Genomic DNA, 24,846 nt, shown 5'->3' with positions numbered 1-24,846 from the left:
GAGGCCCGCGTTCGTCGGGTCAGGCGCGGTCGAACGAGGAGGCGAACGGGGAGGCGGCGGGCGCGGCCTTGCGGGTGCGGCGGTTGGCGGGCTTGAAGTCGGTCTTGTCGATCTGGTAGCGGCGCAGCTTCTCGCTGATGCTCCGCCGCGAGAGGCCGCAGTGCTCGGCGCACTGGTCGATCCGTCCGCGATACTTCTCCAGCACGCGGGCGAGGTAGGCCTTCTCGATGCGCTGGGTGAACTCCTCGGTCAGCTCCTGGAGCGGCCGGAAGTGGTCGAAGTCCAGGCTGAAGGGCTCCTCGCCCCGGGGGACGATCTCGTCGGGCAGGTTCTCGGGCTCGATGACGGGGCCGGGGGTGGTGACGACCATCAGCTCGATGACGTGCTCCAGCTCGCGGACGTTGCCCGGCCAGTCGTAGCGGACCAGCCGCGAGAGCGCCGCCCGCGACAGCGTCTTGGCCGGCAGCCCGCGCTCCTCCATGTTGTGGAGGAAGTGGTGGACCAGGAGCGGCACGTCGTCGAGTCGGTCGCGGAGCGGGGGCGTCTCGATGGAGACGACGTTGAGCCGATAGAACAGGTCGCTGCGGAACTTGCCCTGGGCGACGGCCTCGGCCAGGTCGACGTTGGTGGCGGCGAGGACGCGGCAGTCGGCCTGGATCGGCTCGGTGCCGCCGACCCGCTCGAAGCGGCCGTCCTGCAGCACCCGCAGGAGCTTGGCCTGCATGCCCATCGGCATCTCGCCGATCTCGTCGAGGAACAAGGTCCCGCCGGCGGCGGCCTCGAACCGGCCGATCTGCTGGCGGTCGGCCCCGGTGAAGGCCCCCCGCTCGTGGCCGAACAGCTCGCTCTCCAGCAGGTGCTCCGGCAACGCCGCGCAGTTGACGGCGACGAGCCGGCCGTCGCGACGGCGGGTGACGTCGCTCTGGTGGATCGCCTGGGCGACCAGCTCCTTGCCGGTCCCGGTCTCGCCGGTGATCAGGACGGTGCAGGTCGACGAGCCCACCCGCTCCACCTTGGCGAAGACCTCGGCCATCCGGCGGCTCCGCCCCAGCAGGTTGTGGTAGGCGAAGCGGCGGCGAAGCTTGGTGTTCAGGTCGGCGATCTCGTCGACCAGCCGACGGGCCTCCAGCGCCTTCTCGACCTGGTGCTGGAACAGGTCCGGGTCGATCGGCTTGACGACGAAGTCGTAGGCGCCGAGCTGGATCGCCTCGACGGCCGATTCCACGCTGGGCTCGCCGCTGATGACGATGATCGTCGCGGGGAGGTCGCGCGAGCGGATCTCGCGGATCAGGTCGAGCCCGTTGAGGTCAGGGAGGTTCAGGTCGGTGACGACCAGCGAGAAGGATTTTTCCACCAACATTTCCAGGGCCGTGGTGCCGTCCTGGACGATCGTCACTTCGCGACCCGGGCCGGAAAGGATCTGATCGAGCTGCTGGCAGTAAAGTTCACTGTCTTCAACAACGAGGATGCGTCGATCCATGGCGCCCTCATCCAGTTGAGGCGTAGTCCAATCCTGTTGCGGGGCCGAGGCCCGAGCCGCCATGATGCGAAAGAGCAGAAAGACGCGCAATCCGGCTCTATCGTCTCATCCGTGACTATACCAGGTCACCCCGGGCGATCAACCCCAGAAAATCCCGCCGTCCCCCCGGATTCTCCGCCATCGCCGGCTTGCGGAATCCCCGGCGGCGGTCCGTCGCGGCGGGGGCGGCGCCGGGGCTACAATGGCCGCCGCGCCGGGATCGCCCCGGCCGCCGACCCTCCAGGACGAGGACGCGTTTCCGCCATGCCCGACCATCCCGCCTCCGGCCCCCTACCCCCGCCCGCCCGAGTCGCGCTCGACCCCCGGGCCGTCGAGATCGCACGGGTCTGGATCACGTCGGAAGGCCAGCGGGCCAGCCTGGCGGCCGACCTCTGGGACGACCCGGCGGCCTGGGGCCTGATGCTCGTCGACCTGGCCCGGCAGCTCGCCGACTCCTACGCGAAGGACCAGGGGATCGACCCGGCCGACGCCCTGGCGCGAATCCGCGAGGGCTTCGACGCCGAGTGGGACCACCCCACCGACGCCGTCGGCTGATCCGAGGTCAGCGCGAGGATTCGCGGAGCTTCTCCAGCAGCTCGCCGCGCGTCAGGGCGAGGGCCTGCTCCAGGCCCATCCCCGCCCCCCCCGCCCGATCGAGCCAGTCGCGGGCCTCGGCCTCGGTCGGCTTCTCCTCGGCCCGCGCGAGCCAGGCGTCGGGGCCGAGCCAGCCCCGGAGGGCGAACGCCTGGACGGCCTCGAAATGGGGCGCGCCGGGCTTCAGGTCGCGGAAGTACATCAGCACCGCGCCATGCTTCAAGAGGCGGCCCTGGAGCGCGGCGACGTCGACCCGGCGGGGGGCGACGCCCGTCTCGACGGCGAGAGCCGCGGCCTCGCCGGCGGCCTCCCCCAGGGCCATCCAGCACGGTTCCATTCGGAGCGTGCTGAAGCCGACGTGGCTCCCCGAGACCGGCACGGGCGTGAGCAGGCCGTCGATCTTCTTCGGGACGATCACCCCGTAAGGGACCGTGTAGGGCCGGCTCGGCGAGCTGAAGAAGCCGTCGAGGTGGGCCCGCCCCGGCTCGCGCTTGCGGACGGCGTGCGAGTCGAGCGCGTAGTGGCTGGCGGTGATGCTGTCGGCGTGGAGCGGCGGCCGGCCGTCTGGGCGGACGGGGACCGCGTCCTTCGCCGTGAACCAGGATTCGCCGACGATCCGACGCCCCTCGCGGACGTACACCTGGCGCGGGAAGCCGCCGTTGTCCACGAACTCGCTCCGCGCCAGGCCCCATTCGCGGCAGCGGGCGCGGAAGTCCGCGGGGAGCGACTCGTCGTTCTGGGCGAAGTAGAGCAGGCCCAGCGTGTAGTCGCGGAGCCGATCGGCGAACCGGTCGCGCCAGTCCCAGCCCGAGGTCGGCCAGGGCCAGTTCTCCTCGGGGAGGTCGGACGACACGAAGTTCCAGTGCTGGTTGTTGGCGTCGACCTTGCCGTTGGGGGTGGCGACCGGGTTGAAGATCCGGCCGACCGCATTCCAGGCCAGGGCCGTCGGCTTCGGCCCCTTGTCGTCGGCCGGGGCCGTGGTGCGGCCCTCGCGGATATCGTCGGCCAGCGAGAGGTACTCGGCGCGGTCGTAGGTCGCGGGCCGGGGCGTCTCAAGCCGATCCTCGGGGTCCTTCGTCAGGCAGAGCCGGTAATTGAAGGCCTGGATGGCGTTGTCGGCCTGGCCGGTCGAGCCGGCGGCGGGCTGGCCCCCCCAGGGCTTGTAGAGCCGGCCGGCCATCGCCTCGCCGAACTCCTCGCGCCCCTCGCGACCGACGCGGTACTCGCAGCCGGCCGCCGCCGCGAGGTCTCCTTCATAGGTGGCGTCGACGAAGACCTGCGCCCGGTAGGTCTCGACGGCGCCGGTCTTCCGATCGCGGACCCGGATCGCGACGAGCCGGCCGTCCTCCAGGTCGACGTTCTCCGGATCGGCGTCGAACTGGCGATTGCGGACGACGGTCAGCCGATCCAGGTGCTCGGCCAGCATCTGTTCGAACACCGCCTCGGCCACGCGGGGCTCGAAGTGGTAGCCGTCGGAGCACTCGCGGACCTGCTTCGAGTCGGCCCCGTAAGTCTCGACGTAGTGCCGCTTCACCCGGCCGACGAACTCCAGGAACAGGCCCCCGGTCGCGCCTCGGGTGCCGATGTCGGTCGCCCCCAGGCCGTTCGCCGGCAGCCCGCCGACGTGCTCCCCGCGCTCCAAAATGACCGCCGACCGCCCGGCCCGCGCCGCCGCGACCCCGGCCATGATCCCGCCGGGCGTCGCGCCGACGATGACGACGTCGTGGGTAGCGTCGGCACCTCGTGCGGGCGACGGGACGTGGAGTGTAAGGAGCCCGACGATCCAGGCCGCGAGCAAGCTTGAGCGGTTCTTCATGATTTCATCGACCTGCCGAGGCATCGAGATCAGCCATACCGCCGCCGAGTATGCACGCGAATCCAGGCGGCCGCAACCGTCGGGCGGCCCCTGGAACCGGGTCGTCGGACGGGCGAAGATGTCGGTCCGCCGCGAACCCTCCGCCGGGTTCCGGGTCCAGGAAGCGGGTCGAATCGAGGAGGTCGCCATGCTTCGCCGCGAGTTGCTCCGCCTGCTGGCGTCCGCCCCCCTGCTCGGCCGGCTGCGGAGCCTCGGGGCTTTCACGCAGGCGGCCGCGGCCGAGGCTCCCGACGCGGCGGTCGTGTATCGCCGAGCGTTCGCCTGGGCGGAGCGCGTGCCGCCGGGGGACTGGGCGAAGGCGCGCGAGGCGTTGGAGTCATCGAGGCTGGGCACGGAAGTCGACCGCTGGATCGACCAGGCCCGCCCGGCGCTGGCGGCCCTCCGCGAGGCGGCGAGGATCGACGCCTGCCGGTGGGGCGACGAGGCGATGCCACCCGAGATCATCGACCGCGACCGATTTCGGATAAGCAACCGCCACCTCACCCGGCTCGCCTGCCTCGCGGCGCGGCGGCACGCCGAGGCGGGGCGGTTCGAGGAGGCGCTCGACGACGCCTTCGCCGCCCTGAGCTTCGCGCGGCGGACAGGGGCGGACGCGCCGATGATCGGGCGGCTCTTCGAGTGCGCCGACGAGATGGCGACGCTCCAGACCCTGGGCGGCCTCCTCCCGCTGCTGGACCGCGCGGCACTCGACTCGCTGGCCCGTCGGCTCGACGCCCTGCCCCCGGTCGCGCCGGCCTCGGCGATGATCGGTCCCGAATCGCGGTTCATCCTGAACGCGATCCGCGCGGGGCTCGCCAAGGCGGGGCCGATCCTGGTCGAGGAAGACTGGGAACGGACGGGGTGCGACGACGACGAGGTCGAGGCGCTGAAGGTCCTGACGGGCGGGCACCGAGACCGGCTGCTCGTCCACCTGGACGCAACGACCCCGGGCTTCGCGGAGCTGGGACGACGACTGGACCTCCCCCGCCCCGAGCTGGACGCGGCGATCGAGGAGTTCGCCCGGACTCGCCGCGGGACCGACCCGATTCCGGTCGGGCTCGTCGCGAGCGCCCGCTCGTTTTGCGACGCCGTCGACCGGGCGGTCCTCAATCGCGCATTGCTCCGCGCCGGGCTGGTCCTCGTCCGGGACGGTGAGGCGGCGTTCCGGGCCCTGCGCGACCCGTTCGGCGACGGGCCGTTCGGCCTCGAAGGCCGCAAGGGGGGCTGGATCGTCCGCTCGTCTTTCCCCGGAATCAAGTCGCCCACGACCGAGTTCCGGGTCGGCGATCCGAGCTGACGCGTCGGCCGGGGCGAGCCATCGGCACGACCGGAACGCCCATCGCCGGGATCGTGAAGATTCCATGAATTCAATGCTTGCATACGGGCGATGTATCGGCTACGAAGTTAGGCGACCACCAGGCGGTCTCGCGATCATGCGAGCCGGCCCCTTCGCCCTCGACGTGCGGTTCTCGCGCGTCGGTCTGCTCGGACCTTCATCCCATCTCGTCCCGGTCGCCGTGGAGGATTCGCATGGTTCGCTGGAATCGGATCTCGGAGGATCCCGCGGGGGAGTCCCGTCGCGGCTTCACCCTCATCGAGCTTCTCGTGGTCATCGCGATCATCGCGGTGCTGATCGCGCTCCTGCTGCCGGCGGTGCAGTCGGCGCGCGAGGCGGCCCGACGGATGCAGTGCACGAACAACCTGAAGCAGATCAACCTCGCCCTGCACAACTACGTGGACGTGGTGGGGAGCTACCCCTACGTCGGCGGCTTCGGCACCGGCGGCAAGGGCTGGGGGTGGATCCCGATGATCCTGCCGCAGCTGGAGCAGACCTCGCTGTACAACGCGATCAACTTCCTGGACAGCTGCGACTGCTCGTCGATGTCGACGGTCCGCCGCATCGTCATCGCCTCGTTCTTCTGCCCGAGCGACCCGAACACGGGGCGGCTCAACGACGATCGGACCACGCCGGGCGTCGCCTGCTTCGGCGGCGACTCCACGCGCGACAACCCGGCGACCAATCGCCAGAACGGGATGCTCAACAACTACACGGGGAGCTTCGGCGACGGCTACAACAACAACCCGGCGAACCCCTACGACACGGCCGGCTCGGGCCTGCGCTACGGCTGCGGCGGCTGCAACGCCTCGGGCTCGGCGGCCGAGACGCCGACGGCCGACTGCCAGACCCCTACGGGCGCCTACGGCTCGGGGCCGAACCACCGCGGCCTTTTCGACTACCGCAGCCTCTCGGGCGCGGTGACGATGGCCTCGGTCAGCGACGGGCTCAGCAACACCTTCGCGCTGGGCGAGGTGGCCTCGGTCGTCCGCTCCGCCAGCGCGGTCTGGTACACCAGCACCGGGGCCACCAACGGGACCTGCCTGCCGATGAACTGGACGCTCCAGAAGTGCCTGCGCGACCCGACCTACGCCAACGCCAACAGCTGGTCCGGGCGCGGCTTCTCCAGCTTCCACCCCGGCGGCGCCAACTTCGGCATGGCCGACGGCTCGGTCCGCTACGTCAAGCAGACGGTCGACCAGCGCACCTACAACGCGCTCGGCAGCCGTCGCGGCGGCGAGGTCATCAGCTCCGACGCCTATTGATCCGCCCCGTCGCGGCCGGTTGGAGAAGCGACCCCATGCGCGTCCTGAATAAGAAGCTGCTGACGGCCGCGACGGCCGGCCTGGCCCTGGCGATCGCGCCCGGGCTGGCCGGCTGCGGCGGCGAGCCCGGCCTGGTGAAGGTCACCGGCCGGATCACCTATAAAGGCCAGCCGGTGTCGAAGGGCCAGGTCTTCTTCACCCCGGAGAAGGGGGGCCGCGCCGCCGACGGGGCCCTGGACCCCGACGGCAACTACGGCCTCGGCACCTTCGACCTGGGCGACGGCGCCTACGCCGGGCCCTACCTCGTCTCCGTCGTCTCGCGAGGCGAGGACAAGGCCCCGCCGACCGGCAAGAAGGCCCGGGCCGTGATGGAGGAGGACATGCAGGGGACGGGCGAGCCGCTCATCCCCCGCCGCTACTTCTCGCCCGAGACCTCGCAGCTCAAGGCCGAGGTCCCCGAGGGGGGGGCGAGCGGCATCAACTTCGATCTGACCGACTGATCGACCGCCCCGAGGGCCGTGCGCCTCAGCGCGCGGCCTTCAGGTGCTCATCGAGGAACTCGTACGCCTTCATCCGGGTGCCGCGCTCGAAGGAGTGCTCCGCGTCCGGGAACTCGGCGACGAGGTCGTCCTCGGCGCGGTAGAGGGCGTAAATCGGCCGGGCCGCGCGGAGGCAGGCGCGGACGCCGTCGACCTCGAAGTTGGCGTCGCGCAGCGGCGAGCAGGTGAAGAACGGCCGGGGGGCCAGCGCGCCGATCAGCTCGGGGAAGTCGAACGGGATCTTCGCCAGGTCCAGGCCGTAGACCTCGCGAAGCCGGGGCATGTAGCCCTTGTGCGACCAGCCGGCCACGTCCCCCTTGTAGTAGTAAGGGAAGGCGTTGAACCCGCACGACGTGACCACCGCCTTCAGCCGGGGCTCGAACAGGGCCGTGAAGATGGCGTTGTGCCCCCCCAGCGAATGGCCGATCACGCCGATCCGCTCGGGGTCGACCTCGGGGAGCGAGGCGAGCAGGTCGACCGCCCGCTTGTTGTTCCAGATCGCCTTCATCGAGGCGCTGGCGTAGCCCATCTTGTAGACGTCGCGACGGTACTCGCCGAAGTTGGGATAGTCCGGGACGATCGCGACGTAGCCCCGCCGGGCCAGCTCGCGGGCGTACCAGAGGTCGGGATTGCCCCCCAGGCCGGCCGGCTCGTCCTTGCCGATCGCCACCGTCTGATGGAGGGCGAGCACCGCCGGGCGCTTCGGAGCCGCGTCACCCTCGGGGGCGTCGGGGATGAGCAGCCAGGCGGGGACGCGGTCGCCGGGCTCGGCCTGGAACTCGACCCGCTTGCGGACGTAGCCCTCTCCCGGGAACTCGGCCGTGACCTTCCAGTCGAGCGGGACGAGCTTCTCGGGGCCCGGCAGGGGCCCCATGACTTCCTGCAGATGCGCCAGGATGTGGCCGCGACGGACCTCCCAGTCGGCCACGTCTTCCACCGGCCGCTGAACGCCTCTCGCGTCCCGGACGACCAACAGGTTCGCGTGGTCCGGGTAGTCCGGCGGGGCCTGGGCCCTCGCGGGGAGGGCGATCGCCCAGGCGGTCGTGAGGAGCAGAAGCGGGGTACTGGGACGGCGGATCGAGCCCATCGGCGGCCTCTCGTCGTGTCGTGCCGGGACGACCGTCGGGACGCCGACGGCCGAAGGGCCATTATACGACGGGGCCGTTCGCCGGCGAGGTCGGAGCGTTCTCGTTCATGCTGAGGGTCTGCTGCCGGAGGGCCGCCGCGCCGAGCATGCCGCCCAGGCCCATCGACTCGACGGCCGTGCTGGGGACGAGCATCAGCGCGCCCTTCTCCTTCAGGCCCTCGTAGAGGATGTTCATCGCCCGCAGGTGGAGGGCGGTGGGGTTCCCCTCGTAGTGCCTCGCGGCCTCGTGGAAGAGGTGGGCGATCTCGACCTCGGCCTGGCCGAGGATGATCCGTGCCTCCTTCTCGCGGGCGGCCTGGGCCTCGCGCGACATGGCGTCCTGGAGCGACTCGGGGATGATCACGTCGCGCATCTCGACCGATTGCACGGTGACGCCCCAGGGGTTGGAGCGCTCGTCGATCAGCTTCTGGAGGTCGGCCTCGATCTGCTCGCGGCCCTTGAGGAGGACCGTCAGCGGCGTGCGGCCGATGATGTCGCGGAGGGCCGTCTGCGCGGCCCACGAGACGGCCTCGCGGTAGTCCTGGACCTCGAGCGCCGCCTTCTCCGGGTCGTAGACCATCCAAAAGAGGACGGCGTCCACGTTGACCGGGACGGTGTCCGAGGTGAGCGTCTGCTCGGCGGCGAAGCTGGTGGTGATCGTCCGCTGGTCGATCCAGGCCGAGATCCGCTCGAAGAACGGGACGACCCAGAACAGCCCCGGCCCCCGCAGGCCCGCATACCGCCCCAGCCGCAGGACGATGCCGCGCTCCCACTGCTGGGCGATCCGCGGCGAACCCGCGATGATCGCCCCCAGGACCACGCCCGGGACGATGAGCCAGGACCGTCCCGTCAGGAAGGCCGCACCGACGCCGGCGGCGACGCTCGCGAGGAAGAGCAGGAACCCGATGAAGTTCAGCCCGTTCATGTTCGGCGCCTCGAGTCGGATCTGGATGTTCTTAAGGTCGACGTTCGTCCGGTTGATCGGCATGGCCGCCCCCCTCCGAGGAGACTCTCGCTTCGAGCGCCGCGATCGCCTCGCGGGCCGAGAACCCCAGGGCCTGAGCCTCGGCCAGGAAGCGATCCCCGAGCGCGAGGAGTCGCCTCTCCAGGCCCGGGCGGCCCGCCGCCCCGACGCCGGAGGACGTCACGAACGTCCCCACGCCGCGACGGGTCGCCAGGACCCCCGACCGCTCCAGCTCCGCGTAGACCCGGGCCACGGTGTTGGCGTTCACCCGGAGGTCCACCGCCATCTGGCGGACCGTCGGCAGCCGGTCCCCGGCCTTCAGCCGGCCCGTCGCCACCGCCGTGCGGATCGCCCGCCCGAGCTGGGCGTAGAGCGGCGTCGGATCGTCGGAGTCGAGTTCAAACACGGCCGCTTGCCCCATTGTTCTAGTTCAATGGTACAAGTCGCATTGAAAGCTGTCAACACCCTGGATTCGGTGCCGCGTTTTCCCCAAGTCGCTCTGGACGAAACCGGGCGGCTGGGGTCAACTCAGCAGAACGCGAACAGGGGGCCGGCGCGCCCCGGGGGATCCGCGAGGACCATCCGGGACGCGGGCGCACAGGAGGTGTCGCCGGGAGGAATCTCGACGGCCGGCATTAAGGAGGGACTGATGCGGAGACTCGGATACGCGGCGGCCTTGGCGGTCTGGTTGGGGGCGGGGTCGTCCGCCTCCCTCGCCGCCGACCTCTCGCCGCAGAAGATGCTGGAGATCAAGCCGACGCAGCAGAGCGGCGTCGATTACGAGACGCCCGCCGACCAGGCCGCGATCGACGCCTGCAAGGTCGAGACGGTGACCGACGCCCAGAAGCGCGCGGTCGGCTACGCCCTGCGCGACAGTCAGGGCAAGCTGCTGCGGCGGTTCATCAGCACCAACGGCGGCAAGAGCCTGACCCAGTGGAGCTACTACCAGGACGGCTTCGAGGTCTATCGCGAGAGCGACGTCGACGGCGACCGCCGCCTCGACGAGTGCCGCTGGATGAACACCGGGGGCACCCGGATCGCCGTGGTCCAGGGGAACAAGATCGTCGGCTGGAAGCGGCTCTCGGCCGAGGAAGCCACCAAGGTCGCCGTGCAGGCCCTCGCCGCCGGCGACGCCGCCCTGGTCGACACGCTGGTCGCCACGCCCGACGAGCTGACCGCCGCCGGCCTGCCCAAGGCGGTCGTCGCCAAGGTCTCGGCCTCGGCCGAGAAGCGGAACGACCAGATCGCCGGCCTCGTCGCCGCGCTCAAGGCCGGGGGCGAGAAGCTCGCCTGGAACCGGTTCGACGGCGCGATGCCGCACGCGATCCCCGCCGACCCCGAGGCGGGGGTCGCCAAGGACCTGGTCCTCTACGAGAACGCCATGATCTTCACGAGCGCGCCGGCCGCCGCCGGAGCCCCGAGCGCGAAGCTCTCGATGCTCCAGGTCCCCGAGATGATCCAGCTCGGCGAGGTCTGGAAGTTCGTCGAGCTGCCGCGCTCGGTCGACCCCGAGAAGCCGGTGGTCGCCGCCGCGGCGGGCATCCGCTCCTCGCTGTATGAGACGGTCGGCGGCCCCGCCGGGGGCGCGCACGACGAGGCGATGGAGGCCGCCCTCCGCGCCCTGGCCGAGTACGACAAGGCCAACAACGCCGCCCTCGACAGCGGCGACAAGCGTGAGATCGCCCAGTTCCACCTCAAGCGGATCCCCCTCCTCAAGGCCGTCGCCGACGCCGCCTCGGACCCCGAGGAGAAGCTCAGCTACGACAAGCAGTCGGTCGACAGCTTGGTCTCCGCCTACCAGACCGGCGTCTACCCCAAGGGTCGCGAGGCGCTCGAGGCCGTGATCAAGGGGGGCGGCGCGCTCGCCTCGTACGCCTCCTACCGGCTGATCGGCGCCGACTTCGTCATGCGCAACGAGGAGCCCAACGGCAACTACGTCACCAACCAGAAGAAGTGGATGGGCGACCTCGAAGCCTTCCTGAAGCTCTTCCCCAAGTCCGACGAGGCCTCGGAGGTCTGGCTCCAGCTCGGCAGCTCCAACGAGTTCAACGCCGAGGAGGACAAGGCCCGCGAGGACTACAAGAAGCTCGTCGACGAGTTCCCGGACACCCCCGCCGGCAAGAAGGCCGCCGGGGCGCTCCGGCGGCTCGACCTGGAGGGCAAGTCCTTCGCCGTCACGGGCGCCGGGATCGACGGGGCCGCCGTCGACACCGCCTCGCTCCAGGGCAAGACGGTTCTCGTCGTATTCTGGGCCTCGTGGGGCGGCCAGTCGGTCCGCCGCGAGCTGCCCGACCTGATCAAGATCGCCGAGAAGAACCGCGACAAGGGCTTCCAGGTCGTCGGCGTCTGCCTCGACAACGAAAAATCCAAGGTCGACGCCTTCCGCAAGGAGCACAACCTCACCTGGCCCGAGATCTTCGAGCCCAACGGCATCGACGGCCGCCTCGCCGTCGAATACGGGATCATCTCGCTGCCGACGATGTTCCTGATCGACGCCCAGGGCAAGGTCGTCAACCGCAACCTCCGCTCCGCGTCCGAGGTCGAGCGCCAGCTCGAGAAGACCCTCGCCGCCAAGCCCGCCGGCGTCGCCCTCGGCGTCAAGTAACCCGGCCCGACGACCGCCCGACGCGACCCCCCCAGGCCGGGGCCCCCCGATTCGTTCGAGGGGCCCCGGCCTTCGGCTTTCCCGGCACGGGAATTTGGCTTCGTTCGCCCCGGCCCGAAAACGAAGCCAATCGACGCAAATCCTTCTGCCACTGATAATTAAAACGGGATTTCGCGGCGTGAGATTGGGTTCGTTCGACGCGCATCGCGAGGTTTTCCGCCCGTCGGCTCCCATCCCCGTGCCCCTCCCCGCCGCCCTGAGCCTGATTGGCTTCGTTCGCACGGCGCGCAAACGAAGCCGTCGGCTGCAAACCCATTCTGGATATTGACTTACTTGCATTTCCGGGCTCGGGTTTTGGCTTCGTTCGGCGCGCTTTCGCGGTTTCGTCGACACGCATCGCCATGGGTCCCCATCGCTAGCGGATCCGACGATGAGCCGGGCGCGGCGCGTAAGGGTTCACTTTAAGGATGGTCCCGGATCGCCCGATGCGGAGGACGGCCGCGAGGTCGACACTGGGGAGCGTCGCTCCGGGCCGATCCGGCGACGGGCCGGTTTCCTCGGCGATTTCTGGTCGGACCTGGCACGGAGCCGAGCCGGATGGGTATGACTTCGCAGAGGTTCTGGCGCGAGCGACGCCGCTTCGTGCAGTCTCCAGTGAGCCAACCCCATGATTCCCGACGGCCTCTCCTTCCTCATCCTGTTCGGATTGATCGCCTGGCAGGTCGCGCAGACGAGGCGGCAGACGGACGAGATCCGATCCCTGGGCGCCCGGCTCGAAGGGCTGCGACGGCTCCTCCAGGAAGAGCGCCGTCGGGACGGGTCGACGGCGGTCACTCAGGTCTCCGAGCCGGTCGCCGAGCCGATCCGGCGGACGCTGGAGACGACGCACGTCGCGGCCCCGACGCCGCCGACCGCTACCCGGCCGAGTCGGCCGATGTTGGACGAACCCGTCTCGGCGTCGGACGCCCTCTGGAAGCCCTCGCCACCGGCCTCCCGCCCGCCGACCGCGCCGATCCCGAGCCGGCCGGTCGCGCCCCCGCCGCCGCCGCGACAGCCGAGCCGATTCGAGACGGCGGCCTGGGAGGCGCTGGCGAGGATCGGCAACTGGATCGTGGTGGGCGAAGAGCACCGCCGGCCGGGGGTCTCGGTGGAGTTCGCCGTGGCGAGCACCTGGCTCTTGCGGCTGGGCGTGGTGGTCCTGGTGACGGGGCTGGGGTTCTTCCTGAAGTACTCGATCGACCACGGCTGGCTCGCCCCCGAGGCGCGGGTGGCCCTGACGATCGTGGCCGGGGCCGGGCTGGTCGGCGCGGGGATCCAGCTGCTGGGCGGGCGGTATCGGCCGCTCGGCCACGCGTTCCTCGGGGCGGGGATCGCCGCGTTCTACTTCAGCATCTACGCGGCTTCGGAGTTCCACCACCTGATCGGTCCCACGCCGGCGTTCGCGTTCATGGCGCTCGTGACCGCCTCGGCCTGCGTGCTGGCGGTGCGGTTCGACTCCCTGCTGGTCGCCGTGCTGGGAATCTGCGGCGGGTACGGCACGCCCTTGATCCTCTCCAGCGCGAGCACCGACTACCGGGGGCTTTACGTCTACCTGCTGATGCTGGGCGCGGGCGTGCTGGCGGTCAGCGCGCGGCGGAACTGGCGGCTGCTGAACTACCTGGGGCTGGTCGCGACCTACGCCCTGTTCCTGGCGACGCTGTTCCATTACGAGCCGTCCCGGTTCGGGGCGACGCTGCCGTTCCTGGTCGCGATCTTCGCCCTGTACTCGGCCTCGCTGATCGTCTTCAGCCTGGCGCGGAGGGAGCCGTCGACCCTGCTCGAATGGCTCGGCCTGACGGCCAACGCCGGCTTCTTCTTCTGTCTAGGCGGCGTGGTCGTGCACGAATCGTACGGGTCGATGGGCGTGGCGACGCTCGCCCTGGCCCTGGCGATCTACCACCTGGCCCACGTCGCTTACCTGCTCGCCCGCCGGATCCAGGACCGGGGGCTGGTGTTCGGCTTCCTGGCGCTGGCGAGCTTCTTCCTGGCGGTGACGATCCCGCTGGCGTTCTCGCGGCAGTGGATCACGGCCTGCTGGGCCCTCCAGGCTTTGACGACGCTCTGGCTCGCCGGCAAGATGCGGAGCGGCTTCCTCCGGGGGGCGGCGTTCGTGCTCTACGGCCTGGTCCTCTACCGGCTGGGCCTGGTGGACCTGGAGCGCGCCTACGGCGGGTCGGGTTTCACGGGGGCCGCCGACGCCTCGTACTTCGGCCTGATGCTCCAGCGCATCCTCGCCCTGGGGGTGCCGATCGCCTCGATGGCCGCCGCCTCGTATCTTCTGCGTCGGCCGGGAGGGCCCTGGGAGGTCACGCTCGACGACGACTCGGCCTTCGTCCCGCGCGGGCCCGAAACGGCGAAGTGGCTGACGATCGCGACGGCGGGGGCGGCCTTCCTGTTCCTCCACCTGGAGCTGGCCCGGACGGTGGGCGACCTGTTCCCGGCGGCGCGGGCGGCCACGCTGACCTTCCTGTGGCTGGCCGCGTGCCTCGCCCTGCTCCTCCGCGCCGGGGCCGACGGCGCGGCCCCCCGCGCGGCGTCGATCGCCCTGGGGTGCGCGGTCGCCGCCGTCTTGCTGAAGCTCGCGGTTTTCGACCTCGCCGCGTGGCGGCTCGGCCCGTCGTTGACCTACGGCGGGGCCTACTCGCCGCTCGAAGGCCTGATGCGGGCGATCGAGTTCGGCGCGATCGGCGCGTTCCTGGCCTTCGCGTCGGTGCGAATGCGAGGGATAACGAAGGGGAACGAGGCGTCCGTGGCGGCGGCCGGCGCGGCGATCGGGCTGGGGTTCGTCTTCCTCACGCTGGAGACGAACACGTTCCTCGCCCGGTTCGTTCCGACGCTCCGGGCGGGCGGGATCTCGATCGTCTGGACGCTCTTCGCGCTCGGGCTGATCGCGGCCGGGCTGCGGCGGCGCATCGGCCTGCTCCGGCACGTCGGGCTCGGGCTGTTCACGATCGTCGGCTTCAAGGTCTTCCTGGTCGACCTGGCGTCGCTGGACCCGTTCTACCGGATCGTGGCGTTCCTGCTGCTGGGCGTCCTCATCCTCTTCGGCGCGTTCGTCTATCTGCGTTCCGAGGCGGTCTTCGACCGCCCCGTCGACCCGACCGACGAGGGAGTCCGATCATGACCGCGAGCCCGCGAAGGCGACTCCACCCCCTGCTCCTCGCCGGACTGGCGCTAACGACGGCCGCTTCGGCCGATACTCGAGTGCGGTTCACTCGGGCGATCGACCGCGAGGGGCGAGGCGACGCCGTGCTGGCCGTCCCGCTCGACCGCGCCGTCTTCGCCGCGACCCGAGACGGCTTCCCGGACCTTCGGATTGAGGACGACCGCGGCGTCGAGGTCCCTTATTCCCTGGAGCGAGCCGTGCGGCGGCGGACGGTCGCCGAGCGGGAAGAGATCTCGGCCCCGGTCGTCTCGCTGGACGTGATCGAGGGCGAGGCGATCGAGATCGTCGCGAAGCTCGACGACGACGCCCCGGAGCCCGACGGCGCGGTCTTCCACACCCCGCTGCGCGACTTCGAGCGGCGGGTGCGCGTGCTCGGCTCGGCCGACGGCCGGTCGTGGACGCCCCTGAAAGAGGACGGCCGGATCTTCGACTACTCGCGGTTCTTGGACGTCCGCGAGGTGGACGTCCCCTTCCCCGCCCGGGGCTTCCGCTGGTTCAAGCTCGTGATCGAGCGCGAGGCCGACGAGGCGCGATCCCCCTTCTATGAGCTGAGCCGCAGCCGGATCGAGGGGGAGCGCGAGCGCCGGACGGAGGTGGAGACGATCCTCCGCCGCCCCTTCCGCATCGACCGGATCGCCTTCCGCCGGACCGTCGAGCGCACGACCGACGAGGAGTCGGCGACGATCCGCGAGCCGCTCGACGACCTGAAGGTCGAGATCGATATCCCCGAACGGGTCACGCGGTTCGAGGTCGCGGCGGACCGGCTGCCGCTGGTCGGCCTGGCCCTCCGCACGCCGAGCCGGAACTTCGACCGCCCCGCGCGGGTGGAGGCGCTGACCGACGCGAAGGCCGGGCGCTGGGTCGAGATCGGCCGAGGTCGGCTGTTCCGCCACCAACTGGGCGATTTCCGTCGCGAGGGCCTGACGCTGGACTTCCCGGAGCGTCGGGCCGAGCGGCTCCGGATCGTCGTCGACGACGGCGACAGCCCGCCGCTCGACGTCGCGGGCGTCGACGGCGATCGGCTCGACCTCCGCGCCACGTTCCTCGCCGAGCCGGGCCGGACCTACCGCCTGGCCTACGGCTCCGACGCCCTCGACCCGCCCCGTTACGACGTCGGGACGGTCCTCGCCGCCCTCGGCCCCGACCGCCCCCGCGAGCCCGCGACCCTCGGCCCGCCGACCCCGAACGCCGACTACCGGCCGTCGGCCGGGCGGTCGCCGATCGACGGCGCGGCGTTCCTGACGCTAGCCTTCATCCTCATGACGATCGTCCTGGCCTGGGCGATCGTGAAGGCCGCCCACCGGGCGGACAAACTGCCGCTGGACGAGTTCGAGGGGTGAGCAGAGACGCGGGGCGGTCAGAGCGAGGCGACGACGTCGACCTCGGGCACCTCGGCCGTGCGCCTGGGTGCCACGGGTTCCCCGAACCCGTGGATCGGCGTCGGACCGCTCCCGAGCCGTCGCCGAGATCCCTGGCCGGTCAACGGGTTCGGGGAACCCGTGGCACCCGAGGATCTTCCGTCACATCGGTGGAGTTGAGTGAGGAGTGTCCTGTCCAGGTTCCTCCGCGCCCGCTTCGCACCCGATGGCTCAAAACTCGGTGAAGCCTTGCTGCGGGCCGGGGTCCTCATGGCCAACATATGCCAGGCCATTCTCATCCATGAAGTAGTGTTCCAGGAAGAAGTCATGATGAGCCACTCTGACGTGCGGGAGAAGGACATCGGGCCAGACCTTGACCCGCACCGCCACACCGTCCGGGGCGACTCGATACTCCTGGATCTCCCCTCGCCAGCAGATCAGCTCAGCTCCAAAGTCGTTCATCCACAGGAAGTGCTGGATTCGCGCGGGCGGTGGCGAAGGGAGGTTTCGCAGCGCCCCAAGGATCGGCGTCAGCAGGACCTTCTCGTCCGGAAGGGCCATGGCCGCTACGGTGGCGGAGATCCCCGAGGGAACGACCCGGCGAACGGCCAGGGGATCCGACTCCACGACGCGAGCCGCGTCGCCCTTCCTGACCACCGCCACAGCCTGGATCGCCGGTGCACCGGCGGCCCGTGGTGGCAGGGCGGATTCCTCGTCGGTCCAGCCATCCGAAGCCGCGACGAGCGCCAGGCCGGTCAGAAGACCAGCGAGCAGGACAACAACCGCACGCTCAAACCACGCATGCACGCCACGACTCCTGAACCCAATGTTCCGACAAAGTTCTCTCGATACACGATGAGCCGACGTCGCAGCTTCCCGGCAAGCTCCCGCATCACCGACGTCTTTCCGTCCTTCGACGCCTTTCGAGGCTTCCAGGTTTCGTGATCGACTCGAACAATCTCGGCGTCTCGCGTGCCGGGCCTCGGATCGGGCCCTGACGGCGGCGGGGTCGGATCGCGAGCCGTAAATTCCCGATCGACCGCTTCGCGCGGGGGGCTGGATCCGGTAGGATGGGATTTTCCACACACGCTGAGGGTCGATGCTCGTCTGCGCGCGTCTTGCACGCCTTGCGCCCGGCCGAAGACCTCCGGATAGACCTGAACTCGATCGAGACACGCGTCCCATGATCATCGTCCTGAAGCCCCATTCCTCTCCCGAAGTGGTGGCGCACGTCATCGAGCGCATCGAGGCGCTCGGATTCACGCCCCATCTGAGCCAGGGCGTCTCGCGGACCGTGATCGGCGTGATCGGCGACGAGCAGAAGCTCCAGGCCGAGCCCCTGCAGGCGATCCCGGGGGTCGAGCAGGTGGTGGCGATCCTCAAGCCGTTCAAGCTCGCCAGCCGGGAGTTCCACCAGGACGACTCGGTCTTCGACGTGAAGGGGGTCAAGATCGGCGGCGGCCACCTGGCGATGATCGCCGGCCCCTGCGCGATCGAGGGCGAGGAGCTGCTGTACGAGACGGCCGTCAAGGTGCGCGAGGCCGGCGCCAACATCCTCCGCGGCGGGGCGTTCAAGCCGCGGACGAGCCCCTACAGCTTCCAGGGGCTGGGCGAGGAAGGGCTGCGGATCCTCCGCCGCGTGGGCGACGCCCTCAACATGCCGGTCGTGACCGAGGTCATGGACCCCCGCCAGGTCGAGCTGGTGGCGAAGTACGCCGACATGTTCCAGATCGGCGCCCGGAACATGCAGAACTTCGACCTCCTGAAGGAAGTCGGCAAGGTCAAGCTGCCGGTCCTGATCAAGCGCGGGATGAGCGCGACGGTCAAGGACCTCTTGATGTCGGCCGAGTACATCCTGGCCCAGGGGAACCGCGAGGTCATCCTCTGCGAGCGCGGCATCCGGACGTTCGAGGACTCGACGCGGAATACGCTCGACCTCTCGATGGTCCCCAACGCCAAGTGCCTGAGCCACCTGCCGATCATCGTCGACCCCAGCCACGCGACCGGCCGGCCGGAGCTGATCCCGGCGATGGCCCGGGCGTCCGTGGCCGCCGGGTGCGACGGCGTGCACGTCGAGGTGCACACCTGCCCCGAGAAGGCGCTGTCCGACGGCCCGCAGGCGCTCCTCCCCGACCAATACGCCCGCCTCATGGACGAGCTGCGTCAGCTCGCGGGGCTGCTGGGCAAGACGATCGACGTCTGCGAAGGAGTCACGGTCTGATGCGTACGCTGCTGATCGCCGGCAACTGGAAGCTCAACCCCACCACGGCCGAGGCCGCCGCCGCCCTCGCCGACGGGGTCAAGCAGGGCCTCGGCTCGGCGACCGACGTCCACGTGGCCCTCGCCCCGCCGTTCGTCTTCCTGACCCGGGTGGACCAGGTGCTGGAAGGCTCGCCGATCGGCCTGGCCGCGCAGGACGTCTACTGGGAGACCAACGGCGCGTTCACCGGCGAGATCTCGGGCCCGATGCTCGTCGACGTCGGCTGCACCCACGTCATCATCGGCCACTCCGAGCGCCGACACGGCCAGGGCGAGACCAGCGGCCACGTCAACCAGAAGCTTAAGGCGGCGCTGGCCGCCAAGCTGATCCCGATCGTCTGCATCGGCGAGACCAAGGACGAGCGGCTCTCCGAGAAGACCGAGGAAGTCCTGCTGGAGCAGCTCAGCGGCTCGCTCGCCGGGCTCTCCCCGGAGGAGATGGCCGGCGTGGTGCTGGCGTATGAGCCGGTCTGGGCGATCGGCACCGGGCTGACGGCCTCGCCCGAGCAGGCCCAGGCGGTGCACGCCTTCATCCGGGGCTGGCTGACCGAGGTCTTCGGCGAGGCGACCGCCCGCCGGGTCGTCGTCCAGTATGGGGGGAGCGTCAAGCCGGACAACGCCGCCGAGCTGCTGAGCTGCCCGGACATCGACGGCGCGCTGGTCGGCGGCGCCGCGCTGAAGGCCGGCGACTTCCTCGCCATCATCAAGGCGGGCCAGGAAGTCGCGGCTCGCGGCAAGTCGTGATCGGATCTCGACGCCCGAACTGACCCGACCGCCCCCCGCATCGAACCGCACCGCCCCCGCCCGAGCGTAAAGGATTCCTTCCGTGGCTGTACTGACCGCCATCTTCAACACGCTGCTGGTGTTGCTCTCGCTGTTCCTGATCTGCCTGGTCCTCATCCAGCGCGGCAAGGGGGGCGGCCTGGCCGGCGCCTTCGGCGGCGCGGGGGGCTCCAGCGCCTTCGGCACCAAGGCCGGCGACACCTTCACCCGCATCACCATCGTCGCCGCCTCGATCTGGATCCTGATGACGATGCTGCTGGTGATCCTGACCAACAACCAGCAAGGCTCGTCGATCTTCGACGACGCGCCGTCGTCGCTGACCCGGGACCTGACCCCGAAGTCCGACGTCCCCCCCGCCCCGTCGCCGGTCGACGGCGCCGCCGCCCCGGCCGCCGGGTCCGCCCCGGCCCCGGCCCCCGCGCCCGCCCCGAACATCCCGTCGATCCCGGACACCAGCAACTTCCCGCTGACGCCCGGCAACGACCCGCCGCCGACCCCCAAGTGACCGCGGTCGGGGCCGGCGACGCCCCGATGGACTTTCCGACGCGACCGGGAGCGAGGCGGACGACCACCGCCTCGCTCCGAGCGTTCTCCGACCCCGACATCGACCGACGACGAGGCCGCCCTTGCTGCTCAGCATGACCGGATTCGGGGAAGCCCGGGGCCAGGACGCGACCCTGACGGTCGCCGCCGAGGTCCGCTCGGTGAACAACCGCCACCTCAAGATCAGCGCCAAGGTCAACGACCCCTACGGGGCCCTGGAGCCCGAGCTGGAGCAGCTCGTCCGCGAGCGCGTCCGCCGGGGCGCGGTACAGGTCTCGGTCCGGGTCGAGCGGCCCCGCAAGGCGGCCGACTACCGGCTCAACGCCGAGGCCCTGGCGGGCTACCGCGACCAGCTCCAACGCCTGGACGGCGCGCCGGTCGCGCTGGTCTCGCTGCTCGGCCTGCCGGGGATCGTCGAGGAGAACCGGACGACGACCCCCGACGTGGCCGGCGAGGGGCCGTTCATCGTCAAGGTCGCCGCCGAGGCCCTGGAGAACTTCGAGGCCGCGAGGGCCCGCGAGGGGGCCGCGATGGCCGCCGAGCTGCTCGCCCTCTCCGGCGCGATCCGCGAGTCGCTCGCCCTGGTCGCCGACCGCGCCCCCCTGCTCGTCCAGGCCTACCAGAAGCGGCTGACCGAGCGGATCCAGGCGCTGGTGCAGGAGCACGGCGTGGTCGTCGAGGCCAAGGACCTGATCCGCGAGGTGGCCGTCCTCGCCGACCGCAGCGACGTCTCGGAGGAGCTGGTGCGGCTCCGGGCCCACCAGGACCAGTACGAGGAGATCCTCGCCGCGCCCGAGAGCGGCGGCCGGAAGCTCGAATTCGTCGTCCAGGAGATGGGCCGCGAGGTCAACACGGTGGGCTCGAAGTCCAACGACGTCGAGATCAGCCGCCTGGTCGTCGAGATCAAGGGGGCGCTCGAGCGGATCCGGGAACTGGTGCAGAACGTCGAATGACCATCAAGGGGGCGGCCGTGGGCGTGGAGTCCGATCGGACGAACGGGGTCGACTGGGGATCGCTGCCGGGGCGGCTGGTCGTGCTGTCGGGGGCCTCGGGCGCGGGGAAGAGCACGATCGTCGAACGCCTGCTCGACCGCGTCGGGCCGAAGGTCGAACGGTCGATCTCGGCGACCACCCGCGCGCCCCGCGAGGGGGAGGTCCACGGCCGCGACTACCTCTTCCTCTCCCCCGACGAGTTCGAGTCCCACCGGGACGAGCTGCTGGAATCCGCCGAGGTCCACGGCGCGTGCTACGGGACCCCGGCCGTGCCGGTTCGGGAGGCGCTCGCCCGGGGGATCTGCGTGATCCTGGTGATCGACGTCCAGGGGGGCTTCCAGGTGCGGTCGAAGGTCCCCAACGCCCTGCTCGTCTTCATCCAGGCCCCCTCGCTCGACTCGCTGGAGAAGCGGCTGCGAGACCGGGGGGCCGACGACGACGCGACCATCGCCCGGCGGATGGCGAACGCCCGCTATGAGATCGAAGCCGCCCGCGGCTACGACGTCCAGCTCGTGAACGACGACCTCGATTCGTGCGTCGACGCGCTCGTCGCGACGCTCGCGCGTTACCAATGTGGAGACGGGATCGGCCATGATTGAAGAACTGAAGGAAGAAGAGATCGTCAACAAGGTCGGCGGGCGCTTCAAGCTCTCCACCCTGATCCAGAAGCGGATGATCGCCCTCAACCAGGGGGCGAGGCCGCTGATCGACGGCCGCGGCCTGGACAAGATTTCGATGGTCATCCAGGAGATCATGCAGGACAAGATCTACCTGGACATGACCGGCCAGCTCCAGACCAACGAGCCGACCGAGGACTACGAGGCCGACGGCGGGACCGTCGATCTTACCCAGTCGTCGGAATGAGCAGCGCCCGAGCCTGAATCCGCCCCGCGCCCGATTCCCCCGAAGCCGGCGCGGCGGCCCGACCGATGACAGGGGATGCCGACTCCGTCATCGATCTGGTGCGATCCTGCGCCGGCCCCCCGCGGCCGGCCGGGACGTTCGGGGGGACTCATGCTTCTGCGACAGCGCCTCTACCGCTCGGCCCCCGGGCTCGCCTTCCTGATCGTCAACCTGTTCCTGGCGCTGAGCCTCGCCGGCTACGACCCGGCCGACGCGACGCCCCGCCCCGCCGAGGGGAGTGCCGCGGCCGTCGCGCCGTCGAACCCCTGCGGGCCCGTCGGGGCCCGGCTGGCCGAGGCGGCCTACCAGACCTTCGGCTGGGCCTCCTGGCTCGGGCTGGCGGCCCTGGCGGCGCTCAACCTGCTGGTGGCGCGCGGTCGCCGCGTCCATGACGCGGTCGGCCCGGCGGTCGGCCTGTCGCTGGTCCTGGTCGTCGCGGCCGCCCTCGTCGACAAGTTCGCCGCGGGGCTGCGTCCCAGCGCGCCGGTCGGCCCCGGCGGCTACGCCGGCGCGATGGCCGCGACCGCGCTGGAGGCGCACTTCGGCCTGGCCGGCCTGCTCCTGATCCTGTTCGCCGCCGCCCTCCTAGGCGCGGCGCTCTGCCAGGAGCTGTTGGTCACGCTCCCCGCCCAGGAGCTGTCCGCCCTGCTCCCCGGCCGCCTGCGCCGAGGCCGCCGCGAGGCCGCCCAGCCCGGCCACGCCGGCGTGCCGGCCCTGGCCGAATGGCAGGCCGCCCCCGGCCCGCTGGGCGTCGAGCACGCCCACGCCCCGCGACCGGCGTTGGCCCGAGCGGGCGCCGTGGTGACCGAGGTCGCGACCCGGCCCGGCCCGATCGTCCAGCGGGCGCCGTCGGTCCCCGCGACGACCCGTCCCGCCCAGCCGCAGGGGACGGCCGTCGCCCACTCGGGCCCCGCGTATCCCCGGGTGGACCCCGACTCGCCGTTCCAGCTCCCGCCGTTCGAGCTGCTGGAGCCGGCCTCGCCGACGCCCGTGCAGGAGCACGAGGCCCAGATCCACGCCCGCGCGATGCTCCTGGAGCGGACGCTGCTGGACTTCGGGTTCCAGGTCCGGGTGGTCCAGATCGACACCGGGCCGGTCATCACCCAGTTCGAGATCGAGCTGGAGGCGGGCCTCCGGGTCTCCCGCGTCGCCAGCCTCTCCGACGACCTCGCCCGCGCCCTGGCCGTGCCGACGGTCCGGATCGTCGCGCCGATCCCGGGCCGGACCACGGTCGGCATCGAGGTCCCGAACGAGCGGCGGACGATGGTGCGCCTCGGCGAGGTGATCGAGGGCGTCGCGAACATGGGGGCCAAGTGCCGCATCCCCCTGTTCCTGGGCAAGGACGTGAAGGGGACGCCCATGGCGTTCGACATGGCCGACATGCCCCACCTGCTCATCGCCGGCCGGACCGGGACGGGCAAGTCGGTCTGCCTCAACGCGATGATCCTGTCGATCCTGATGACCCGTCGGCCCGACGAGGTCAAGATGATCATGATCGACCCCAAGGTGGTCGAGCTGTCGCAGTTCAAGAAGATCCCGCACCTGATGCACCCGGTCGTCACCGACATGAAGAAGGCCGAGTCCATCCTGGCCTGGGCCTGCGACAAGATGGACGAGCGCTACGGCTACCTCGCCCGCGCCGGGGTGCGGAACATCTCCTCGTTCAACGCCCTGAGCCCGGACGAGATCCTCGAGCGGATGCAGCCCGAGGACGACGACGACGCGCAGCGTATCCCGACCTTCATGCCCTACATCGTGATCGTCGCCGACGAGATCGCCGAGCTGATGATGACCGCCGGCAAGGAGGTGGAGCAGCACATCGTCCGCCTCGCGCAGAAGTCCCGCGCCGTGGGGATGCACCTGATCCTGGCGACCCAGAAGCCGACGGTCGACGTCGTGACGGGCCTCATCAAGGGCAACATGCCCGCGCGGATCGCCTTCCAGGTCGCCAGCCGGAGCGACTCGCGGGTCGTCCTCGACGAGATGGGGGCGGACAAGCTGCTGGGCAACGGCGACATGCTCTTCCTGATCCCCGGCACCTCGCAGATCGTCCGGGCCCAGGGGACCTACGTCTCCGACGCCGAACTCAACCGGGTCACCGACTACCTGAGCCAGTACCCGGCCGAGTACAGCCGCGAGATGATGCAGCTCAAGGTGGGCGGCGGCCCCTCGGGCAAGGAACGCGGCGCGGCGCTCAAGGAGCGAGACGACCTGTACGAGCCGGCCATCGAGATCGTCGTCCGCGAAGGCCGCGGCTCATGCTCGCTGCTCCAGCGGGCGCTGGGGATCGGCTACGGTCGGGCCTCGCGGCTCATCGACTTCATGGCCGAGGACGGCATCGTCGGCGAATTCAAGAGCGGCTCGGCCCGCGAGGTCCTCTTCTCCTGGGAAGAGTGGGAGGCGATGAAAGGCGGCGGCGAGCCCGGCGGCGACGCCGGCGACTCCAACGAGGCGGCGGCGTGAACGCCCCGGCCTCGCGAGGCGTCCGACGGGGGCTTCTCGCCCTGCTCCTGACGCACGGGACCCTGGCCGTCGCGATCGCGACCACCTACGCGACGCTCCCGGATCGGGTGGCGTCGCACTTCACCGCGTCGGGCCGGGCCGACGGTTGGTCGTCACGCCCGGCCTATGCGGCGTCGCTGCTGGGCGGGGCGGCGCTGACCTCGATCCTCTGCGTGGCACCCCTCGCGCTGTCGCGGCATCTGCCCGACTCGCTGCTGAACATCCCGGACCGCGAGTACTGGCTCGCGCCCGAACGTCGCGACGAGGCGTACGCCAAGCTGCTGGCCTTCGGGCTGGGGACGGCCTCCCTGGCCACCGGGCTGTTCGTGGGGCTGCACCTGCTGACCGTCCGCGCCAACCGCGTTCAGCCTCCCCGCCTTCCCCTCTCCGAGGGGATGGGGCTGATGGCGGTCTTCCTGATCGGCCTGGGGCTGCTGATCTACCATTTCCAGCGCCGGGCCTGGCGGGTGCGATCGCGGCCCGAAGGCTGAGGGCCGC

21 protein-coding genes are annotated in these 24,846 nt (G+C 70.7%); 15 read left to right on the top strand and 6 right to left on the bottom strand.

Translation table 11 applies throughout. The annotated features are described in order from the left end of the window. Positions 1-19: 19 nt before the first annotated feature. Positions 20-1,480 (bottom strand): sigma-54-dependent transcriptional regulator, encoded by a 1,461-nt coding sequence (locus G6O68_RS07710; protein WP_165246412.1) that lies wholly within the window; start codon positions 1,478-1,480, stop codon positions 20-22. Positions 1,481-1,783: 303 nt separating this feature from the next. Between G6O68_RS07710 and G6O68_RS07705 the strand changes: the two genes are divergently transcribed. Further along, on the top strand, positions 1,784-2,074 hold the full coding sequence (locus G6O68_RS07705; protein ID WP_165246411.1) for a DUF5076 domain-containing protein: 291 nt from the start codon (positions 1,784-1,786) through the stop codon (positions 2,072-2,074). A gap of 7 nt (positions 2,075-2,081) precedes the next feature. On the opposite strand, the gene G6O68_RS07700 is transcribed toward G6O68_RS07705, so the two are convergent. Further along, positions 2,082-3,929, bottom strand: coding sequence for an FAD-dependent oxidoreductase (locus G6O68_RS07700; protein WP_165246410.1), 1,848 nt, complete (start codon positions 3,927-3,929; stop codon positions 2,082-2,084). A gap of 187 nt (positions 3,930-4,116) precedes the next feature. Between G6O68_RS07700 and G6O68_RS07695 the strand changes: the two genes are divergently transcribed. From G6O68_RS07695 to G6O68_RS07685, 3 genes are all read left to right on the top strand, one after another. After that, positions 4,117-5,265: a hypothetical protein gene (locus G6O68_RS07695; RefSeq protein ID WP_165246409.1), complete on the top strand. Its 1,149-nt coding sequence runs from the start codon at positions 4,117-4,119 to the stop codon at positions 5,263-5,265. Between the two features lie 233 nt (positions 5,266-5,498). After that, the gene (locus G6O68_RS07690) at positions 5,499-6,569 is read left to right on the top strand and encodes a DUF1559 domain-containing protein (protein ID WP_165246408.1); all 1,071 of its coding nucleotides are present in this window, start codon (positions 5,499-5,501) and stop codon (positions 6,567-6,569) included. 35 nt (positions 6,570-6,604) lie between these two features. Beyond that, complete coding sequence (locus tag G6O68_RS07685; RefSeq protein WP_165246407.1) at positions 6,605-7,069, top strand: hypothetical protein; 465 nt, start codon at positions 6,605-6,607, stop codon at positions 7,067-7,069. A 25-nt stretch (positions 7,070-7,094) separates the two neighbouring features. Here the strand turns inward: G6O68_RS07685 and G6O68_RS07680 are convergent, their stop codons facing one another. From G6O68_RS07680 to G6O68_RS07670, 3 genes are all read right to left on the bottom strand, one after another. Continuing rightward, on the bottom strand, positions 7,095-8,195 hold the full coding sequence (locus G6O68_RS07680) for an alpha/beta hydrolase (protein ID WP_165246406.1): 1,101 nt from the start codon (positions 8,193-8,195) through the stop codon (positions 7,095-7,097). Positions 8,196-8,256: 61 nt separating this feature from the next. Continuing rightward, the gene (locus G6O68_RS07675) at positions 8,257-9,222 is read right to left on the bottom strand and encodes a slipin family protein (protein WP_206108041.1); all 966 of its coding nucleotides are present in this window, start codon (positions 9,220-9,222) and stop codon (positions 8,257-8,259) included. Beyond that, on the bottom strand, positions 9,191-9,604 hold the full coding sequence (locus G6O68_RS07670) for a GntR family transcriptional regulator (protein ID WP_165246405.1): 414 nt from the start codon (positions 9,602-9,604) through the stop codon (positions 9,191-9,193). Before G6O68_RS07670 ends, G6O68_RS07675 begins: the two co-directional genes overlap by 32 nt. A 243-nt stretch (positions 9,605-9,847) precedes the next feature. On the opposite strand from G6O68_RS07670, the gene G6O68_RS07665 reads away from it, so the two are divergent. The 3 genes from G6O68_RS07665 (at position 9,848) to G6O68_RS07655 (ending at position 16,348) form a co-directional block, all read left to right on the top strand. Beyond that, positions 9,848-11,803, top strand: coding sequence for a redoxin family protein (locus G6O68_RS07665; protein WP_165246404.1), 1,956 nt, complete (start codon positions 9,848-9,850; stop codon positions 11,801-11,803). Between the two features lie 667 nt (positions 11,804-12,470). Next, positions 12,471-14,966 carry a DUF2339 domain-containing protein gene (locus tag G6O68_RS07660; RefSeq protein ID WP_165246403.1) on the top strand — a complete coding sequence of 832 codons (2,496 nt, stop codon included), beginning with the start codon at positions 12,471-12,473 and terminating at the stop codon, positions 14,964-14,966. Then, positions 14,963-16,348: a DUF3999 family protein gene (locus G6O68_RS07655; RefSeq protein ID WP_165246402.1), complete on the top strand. Its 1,386-nt coding sequence runs from the start codon at positions 14,963-14,965 to the stop codon at positions 16,346-16,348. The genes G6O68_RS07660 and G6O68_RS07655 overlap by 4 nt, the downstream gene beginning before the upstream one ends. Positions 16,349-16,597: 249 nt before the next feature. Here G6O68_RS07655 and G6O68_RS07650 read toward each other — a convergent pair whose 3' ends face one another. Beyond that, positions 16,598-17,173, bottom strand: coding sequence for a hypothetical protein (locus tag G6O68_RS07650; protein WP_165246401.1), 576 nt, complete (start codon positions 17,171-17,173; stop codon positions 16,598-16,600). Between the two features lie 376 nt (positions 17,174-17,549). On the opposite strand from G6O68_RS07650, the gene aroF reads away from it, so the two are divergent. From aroF to G6O68_RS07610, 8 genes are all read left to right on the top strand, one after another. Beyond that, positions 17,550-18,587, top strand: coding sequence for a 3-deoxy-7-phosphoheptulonate synthase (gene aroF, locus G6O68_RS07645; RefSeq protein ID WP_165246400.1), 1,038 nt, complete (start codon positions 17,550-17,552; stop codon positions 18,585-18,587). Then, a complete protein-coding gene (gene tpiA / locus G6O68_RS07640; RefSeq protein ID WP_165246399.1) occupies positions 18,587-19,369 on the top strand; it encodes a triose-phosphate isomerase in 783 nt (260 codons plus the stop codon). The genes aroF and tpiA overlap by 1 nt, the downstream gene beginning before the upstream one ends. An 82-nt stretch (positions 19,370-19,451) precedes the next feature. Then, positions 19,452-19,913 (top strand): preprotein translocase subunit SecG, encoded by a 462-nt coding sequence (gene secG / locus G6O68_RS07635; protein WP_165246398.1) that lies wholly within the window; start codon positions 19,452-19,454, stop codon positions 19,911-19,913. A 121-nt stretch (positions 19,914-20,034) separates the two neighbouring features. Further along, entirely contained in the window at positions 20,035-20,904 is an 870-nt protein-coding gene (locus tag G6O68_RS07630; protein ID WP_165246397.1) for a YicC/YloC family endoribonuclease, read from the top strand. Beyond that, positions 20,901-21,542 (top strand): guanylate kinase, encoded by a 642-nt coding sequence (gene gmk, locus G6O68_RS07625; RefSeq protein WP_165246396.1) that lies wholly within the window; start codon positions 20,901-20,903, stop codon positions 21,540-21,542. The genes G6O68_RS07630 and gmk overlap by 4 nt, the downstream gene beginning before the upstream one ends. Continuing rightward, positions 21,535-21,807, top strand: coding sequence for a DNA-directed RNA polymerase subunit omega (locus G6O68_RS07620; protein WP_165246395.1), 273 nt, complete (start codon positions 21,535-21,537; stop codon positions 21,805-21,807). Before gmk ends, G6O68_RS07620 begins: the two co-directional genes overlap by 8 nt. Positions 21,808-21,957: 150 nt before the next feature. Next, positions 21,958-24,309, top strand: a complete 2,352-nt coding sequence (locus tag G6O68_RS07615; RefSeq protein WP_165246394.1) for an FtsK/SpoIIIE family DNA translocase — start codon at positions 21,958-21,960, stop codon at positions 24,307-24,309. Next, a complete protein-coding gene (locus G6O68_RS07610) occupies positions 24,306-24,839 on the top strand; it encodes a DUF1648 domain-containing protein (protein WP_165246393.1) in 534 nt (177 codons plus the stop codon). Before G6O68_RS07615 ends, G6O68_RS07610 begins: the two co-directional genes overlap by 4 nt. Positions 24,840-24,846 lie beyond the last annotated feature (7 nt).

Source organism: Paludisphaera soli (assembly GCF_011064595.1).
In the GTDB taxonomy this organism is placed as follows: Bacteria; Planctomycetota; Planctomycetia; order Isosphaerales; family Isosphaeraceae; genus Paludisphaera; species Paludisphaera soli.
The sequence above is the reverse complement of the archived record's forward strand: the minus strand, read 5'-3'. Positions and strand labels throughout refer to the sequence as shown.

Excerpts from the sequence above, each read along its gene's own strand:
- G6O68_RS07710 (WP_165246412.1), bottom strand. The coding sequence starts at position 1,480 with ATGGATCGACGCATCCTCGTTGTTGAAGACAGTGAACTTTACTGCCAG.
- G6O68_RS07705 (WP_165246411.1), top strand. The coding sequence starts at position 1,784 with ATGCCCGACCATCCCGCCTCCGGCCCCCTACCCCCGCCCGCCCGAGTC.
- G6O68_RS07700 (WP_165246410.1), bottom strand. The coding sequence starts at position 3,929 with ATGAAGAACCGCTCAAGCTTGCTCGCGGCCTGGATCGTCGGGCTCCTT.
- G6O68_RS07695 (WP_165246409.1), top strand. The coding sequence starts at position 4,117 with ATGCTTCGCCGCGAGTTGCTCCGCCTGCTGGCGTCCGCCCCCCTGCTC.
- G6O68_RS07690 (WP_165246408.1), top strand. The coding sequence starts at position 5,499 with ATGGTTCGCTGGAATCGGATCTCGGAGGATCCCGCGGGGGAGTCCCGT.
- G6O68_RS07685 (WP_165246407.1), top strand. The coding sequence starts at position 6,605 with ATGCGCGTCCTGAATAAGAAGCTGCTGACGGCCGCGACGGCCGGCCTG.
- G6O68_RS07680 (WP_165246406.1), bottom strand. The coding sequence starts at position 8,195 with ATGGGCTCGATCCGCCGTCCCAGTACCCCGCTTCTGCTCCTCACGACC.
- G6O68_RS07675 (WP_206108041.1), bottom strand. The coding sequence starts at position 9,222 with ATGCCGATCAACCGGACGAACGTCGACCTTAAGAACATCCAGATCCGA.
- G6O68_RS07665 (WP_165246404.1), top strand. The coding sequence starts at position 9,848 with ATGCGGAGACTCGGATACGCGGCGGCCTTGGCGGTCTGGTTGGGGGCG.
- G6O68_RS07660 (WP_165246403.1), top strand. The coding sequence starts at position 12,471 with ATGATTCCCGACGGCCTCTCCTTCCTCATCCTGTTCGGATTGATCGCC.
- G6O68_RS07655 (WP_165246402.1), top strand. The coding sequence starts at position 14,963 with ATGACCGCGAGCCCGCGAAGGCGACTCCACCCCCTGCTCCTCGCCGGA.
- aroF (WP_165246400.1), top strand. The coding sequence starts at position 17,550 with ATGATCATCGTCCTGAAGCCCCATTCCTCTCCCGAAGTGGTGGCGCAC.
- tpiA (WP_165246399.1), top strand. The coding sequence starts at position 18,587 with ATGCGTACGCTGCTGATCGCCGGCAACTGGAAGCTCAACCCCACCACG.
- gmk (WP_165246396.1), top strand. The coding sequence starts at position 20,901 with ATGACCATCAAGGGGGCGGCCGTGGGCGTGGAGTCCGATCGGACGAAC.
- G6O68_RS07620 (WP_165246395.1), top strand. The coding sequence starts at position 21,535 with ATGATTGAAGAACTGAAGGAAGAAGAGATCGTCAACAAGGTCGGCGGG.
- G6O68_RS07615 (WP_165246394.1), top strand. The coding sequence starts at position 21,958 with ATGCTTCTGCGACAGCGCCTCTACCGCTCGGCCCCCGGGCTCGCCTTC.